Origin of the sequence: Streptomyces sp. NPDC006283, assembly GCF_040613325.1 — a bacterium.
Classification (GTDB): Bacteria; Actinomycetota; Actinomycetes; order Streptomycetales; family Streptomycetaceae; genus Streptomyces.
The window spans coordinates 1-4,842 of sequence record NZ_JBEXRZ010000335.1 but is presented as its reverse complement, the minus strand read 5'-3'; the positions used below and the strand labels follow the sequence as shown (position 1 = coordinate 4,842).

The following is a 4,842-nucleotide window of genomic DNA, read 5'->3' as shown; positions in this document are numbered from 1 at the left end:
GGCAGGGCGGCCCGCGCCGCGCGCTTGCGGGCGTACGGGATCCGGTCCGGCACGCCCAGCGCGGCCCGCAGCAGTTCCTCGGTACGCCGCGCGAGGACGTCGGTGGCGCGGGGACTGAGGACGGGCGTCCGGCCGCCGGGGCTGCCCGGCCGCAGCTCGTACGAGGCCTTCTCGCCGACGAGCCCGCGGCGGGCGGCGTTGTACGGCTTCGACAGCAGGTCCTCGACCGGGACCTCCGCCGCGTCGCCGTACCAGGCCTCCCGGTCCGCCATGGCGAGTTTGCAGCCCTCGATCAGCAGATGGACGTACTCGGCCGAGCCGTAGGCGGGCAGCTCCGGCGGCAGCAGGGCGAGCTGCTGCAGGAACACCGGCCCCTGGCTCCATCCGCCGGCCTTGCACAGGGTCCAGCCGTTCCAGTCGTACGTCGCCGGTGCCTCGTACCCGGCGGACCAGCCGGCCAGGTCCTTTGCCGTGAGGGTGCCGGTGTGGCGTGTACCGCTGGTGTCCATGGTCGGGCGCCTCGACTGGCGGACGAGAGCCTCCGCTATGAAGCCGCTCCGCCACACCTCGCGGGCGGCCTCGATCTGCCCGACCCGGTCGGACGCGGCGGCCTCCGCCTCGGCGATCAGCCGTCGCCAGGTGGCGGCGAGGGCCGGGTTGCGCAGCAGTTCGCCCGCTGCGGGGGCCCGGCCGCCGGGCAGGTACACGTCGGCGGACGAGGTCCACTCGGTCTCGAAGAGTTCACGCACGGTTTCCACGGTCTGGCCGATCCGCTCGACGGGCGGGTGTCCGTCCTCGGCGTATCCGATGGCGTGAGCGAGCACTTCGGCGAGGGACCGGGTGCCGTAGTCGCGCAGCAGGAGCATCCAGGCGTCGAACGCGCCGGGCACGGCGGCCGCCAACGGGCCGGTTCCCGGAACGAGTTCGAGGCCGAGTGAGCGGTAGTGGGCGATGGTCGCCCCGGCGGGCGCGACACCCTGCCCGCACAGCACCCGCACCTCGCGTCCGGCCGGTGCGACGATGACCGGGACCTCTCCGGCGGGCCCGCACAGATGCGGCTCGACGACATGGAGCACGAATCCGGCGGCGACGGCGGCGTCGTACGCGTTGCCGCCCCGTTCGAGTACGGCCATCGCGGACTGGGAGGCGAGCCAGTGCGTCGACGACACCATTCCGAAGGTGCCCTGGAGTGTCGGCCGGGTGGTGAACATGTGCCGTGTCACCTCGCTGTCCTGTTCCGATCGGCCGGTCCGATCAGCGCGAGGGTATCGACCCCGGGGGGCTCCCTCCAGGCCTCGTCGGGGGTCGGACGGCACCACGCGGGGTGTACGGCCGCCTCTGGCAGGTTCTGGCGAGCATGCGTTGAGCCCGGGGCGATGACGAGGCCTTCCTCCTGGAGCGGGCGCACGATCTCCGCGATATCGCGTTTCGGTGAGCATCGAGCACTGGTTCACCGGCGGCCACGCCGTCCCGGCACACGCCGTCCAGGCGCACGGTCTGGTCAGCCGGCTCAGCCAGGACCTCGACGTCGCCGCGGAGAACCCGGAGCCCGTGGAGACCATCGCCACCACGGTGCGCGCTCGCGCTCCCGAGGAGCAGCCGGAGCCCCACCGATGCGGACTTGGCCGAGGCGGCAGGCCCCGCGGACGGTGGCGGCCCAGGAGCGGCACCCCACACACCGCACACCGGAGCACCACAGTCCGCTCTGCCCCGGGCGGACTGCCGGTCGGCCGCCTGGCTCGCCGGGGCGACCTCCGCGAAACCGCGCTGGAAGCCGGGCGCGCCGGGGTCGCGGAAGGTCCCCCAGGCGCCGCGGTCGACCACGTCGGCGTCTCCCACACCAATCACTCACACACCGTCAACGAGCTGACCGGCTCCGCGCGGGACGCCAGGCAGCCTCGAGGGTCAGGCGCTGACGGGTCGACTGGGCGAGCCACCGGTGGATGGCTTGCTGGCCGTGACGACCTGCCGGGTGGCCCACTGGGCGGTCTCCCGGTCGGGGTTGGTGGCGGTTCGGGTTCGCATGGGTGGTGGTACCTATCGCCTCTCCCATACGGGTGGGTGGTGGGCCTTCATGTGGTCGATGCAGGTCTGGGCCAGCAGTGGCAGCATCTCCACGAAATCCGGCTCTCCCGAACCCCCGCCGTGCTCTTGGGCGAAGAAGCGGTCGAGGGTGTCTTCGTCATGGAAGAGAGCCAGCGCCTCGTAGCATTCCCCGGCTACGCCGGGGAGGACCCAGGGGCACCTTGGGTGGACCTGGTCGATCCACATCTGAATGCCGTCTTCGATCGTTGATCCGCTCATTTCGTCGGAGATCGCGGAACCGTCCTGACCGAAGTAGATGGACAGTATAGGGATGAGGCGGGGGAAGCGCAGACTGAGTTCCTTCGTCGTCATCGCGACGTCGCCTTTCGGTGAAGAGTTCCACTCATCGACGTGTGCAGCGATCTCACGCAACACTGCGGGAGTACGGCCCACCGGGATCGCCCGAGGGATGTTCTTCAGCGCGTGCGCTGGCGTCGCAGAACCGGATGCTTCGAAGAGGTCGGCCGCGGAGCGAAGTTCGGCTGCGATCTCGTGGAGGTGCCTGCCGTTCTCCTGGCTGGACGTCCAAAGGCCGCGAATCTGGGCTGCGAGTGCAGGCTTCCAACGTTCGGGGTCGGCAGGGATGCCGCCCCTGACCGGTGCAAGAAGGAGTCTGGCACCCGCTAGCTGGAAATACTGGAAGAATTCCTGACGACTCGGCATGCAGTTGCTTCCGTTCCTTTTTGACCTACGACCTTGCACCTACGACCGGCATCGATGTCATGACAACGAAGGGTGGATCCAAATCCTCATTGTAGACGATCTTCGTCTTGACACCGTACGTGCCCACTGCCTTCTGTGCCGGGAACTCCATGGCTTCTCTGTCCGATTCCGGTTCCCTCTTCATGTGTTGGCGGTCGATGCTTCTACCGTTTTCTCCGTACGGCGTGCTTTCGGAAATGAATTCTTGCGAATCACCCTTCTCCGGAGGTGGATCAGAGTCGATCCAATCCCTGATTTCACCGGCATGCTCGTCGATGTTGTACTGCGTCACCCGCTGCGCCGTGTCCATGTCGGAGAAAGTGGAAGCGAACGCGGGGAATGGCTGACCGTACGGCCAGTTCGACCCCGGTCGTGGGCCCTTCTTGAGGTCGTCACGCAGGCGCTGGGCGAGCTGCTCGTCCGTGAGCCCGACATGACGAGCTGCCGTGTGCGAGTTCTCCAGCCACTCTGTGGACGCCAGGTCGATCTGATAGATACCGAGATCGGTATGGCCGGGCTGGGTCCATCGGTGCCGTGGTCTGAACTCGTCGAGGGCGCGGGCCCCGAACGCGTGGGCTCGGGCCTCCTCCGCCTCGAAGGTCGGCGCGCTCAAGAGCGCCTCGTCCAGTTCCGGGAGGAGCGCTCGTATCTCGGCGGCCGCACTGTGGAAAGCAGCATGCTGCGCGTCCACTGCGGCGTCGGCGCCCGCCTTGTCCATGTGTGAGGCGAAGGTCGCCGTGATCTCGCCGAACGCCAGGGTTGCGCCGAGCCGAGTCAGTTCCCCGAGGTCCAGACCGATGGTCAGGTCCTTGAGGGTGGCGTCGGCGGCCTCCTTCGCGAGCCGCGAAGTTGTCGCCTTCGACTTGTCCGCAGCATTGGCCGCGCCATGGAATGCATCACGGATTCCAGTTCCGGTCTTCTCGAGAATCTCGATGATTGGCCGACGGGTTCCCGGTGACACCCTGGGATTGGTTCGCCACTCCCTGCCATCGGAGGAGCCCCTGGGCACCGTGGCGCCGTCCTCGTAGCGGTTCTGGCCCCATGCCGTCGTTCCCCATATCGACTGGCAGAATGCATTCATCGCACCCTGCCACTCGCTGTTGCTGCTGTCTGTGAGGTAAGAAATGGTGGCGATGAAGTTGCCGGCACATTTCTTCGCATCCTTTCCTGCCAATTCCCAGGCGTCTCCGATGGCGCGGAGGTCGTCGGTCCATGGGCCAGGGGTGACTTCGACCGTCTTGCCCAGTCTCAGCACGTGCTCGATGGCCTCATCGATCTGTTCTGCCAGCCAGTCAGGGCCGTTACCCGCCCATGCCAGCAAGGGACCACTGTCGTCTCCAGTGCCGGTCCATTTGATCGACGAAGCGGGCCCGTAGGTGACCTTCCCCACTCCGATGGGTGGCGGTCGGAGAGGAGGCGCCTCGATTTGGTGGCGGCGATTGGCCTGGCGGGAGGCCCAGTCGGCCCTCAAGTAGTTGTTCGCCGTCTCGGTGAGACCGACCGCGACGCCGCCGATACTGTCGATGCATTTCGACCAAAGCCTCAGGCAACGTTCCGCCACGTCCGCGTACGCGTCGGCGAAAGCGTCCGCGCCGTGGCCTCGACCTGCGACCTGGGTCTGACCCCAGCCACCTATGGAATCGACCAGGTGTGTCGCTGCCTTGTGGAAGTTGAACTGTTCGTCACGGATGAGTGCCGACGTGTAATAGACGTGCCCGGTCTTGATGTCGAACCCGCCATTGGCGCTCGGCGCGGCCGGCTTGAGCTGTTCGCGTTCCCACTTGCGGCGCTTGTCGCTCGGACGGCCGTCCCACTCGGTCGCAGGCGGTGTCGGTTTGTAATCCGGCTCGGGTGAGGTGCCTGAAGAAGGCGCAGGTTCACGGCCCTGGGGCGGCGACTCATCAGGAACCTCACTCGCAGGTGGCGTAGCCGAGGGCGACGGCTTGGGGGTGGGCGTGCTCATCAGGCGGCTCCCCAGCCTCGCAGGACCGCGCGGTGGGCCTCGGCGTAGTTGGCGTGACCGGTGGTGACCACTTCGTGGAGCCATGCCTGTGC

General features: G+C 67.6%; 3 protein-coding genes and 1 pseudogene. All 4 read right to left on the bottom strand.

Going from position 1 to position 4,842, the window contains the following annotated elements; all coding sequences use genetic code 11:
• Positions 1-1,211: gamma-glutamyltransferase (locus ABZ070_RS35315; RefSeq protein WP_356640058.1), on the bottom strand; the 1,211-nt coding region annotated here is incomplete at its 3' end.
• A gap of 826 nt (positions 1,212-2,037) precedes the next feature.
• Positions 2,038-2,748, bottom strand: coding sequence for a hypothetical protein (locus ABZ070_RS35310; protein ID WP_356640056.1), 711 nt, complete (start codon positions 2,746-2,748; stop codon positions 2,038-2,040).
• A 25-nt stretch (positions 2,749-2,773) separates the two neighbouring features.
• Complete coding sequence (locus ABZ070_RS35305; RefSeq protein ID WP_356640054.1) at positions 2,774-4,750, bottom strand: RNase A-like domain-containing protein; 1,977 nt, start codon at positions 4,748-4,750, stop codon at positions 2,774-2,776.
• Positions 4,750-4,842, bottom strand: a pseudogene (locus ABZ070_RS35300) (WXG100 family type VII secretion target); the annotation flags it as partial. The gene ABZ070_RS35305 and the pseudogene ABZ070_RS35300, both read right to left, overlap by 1 nt.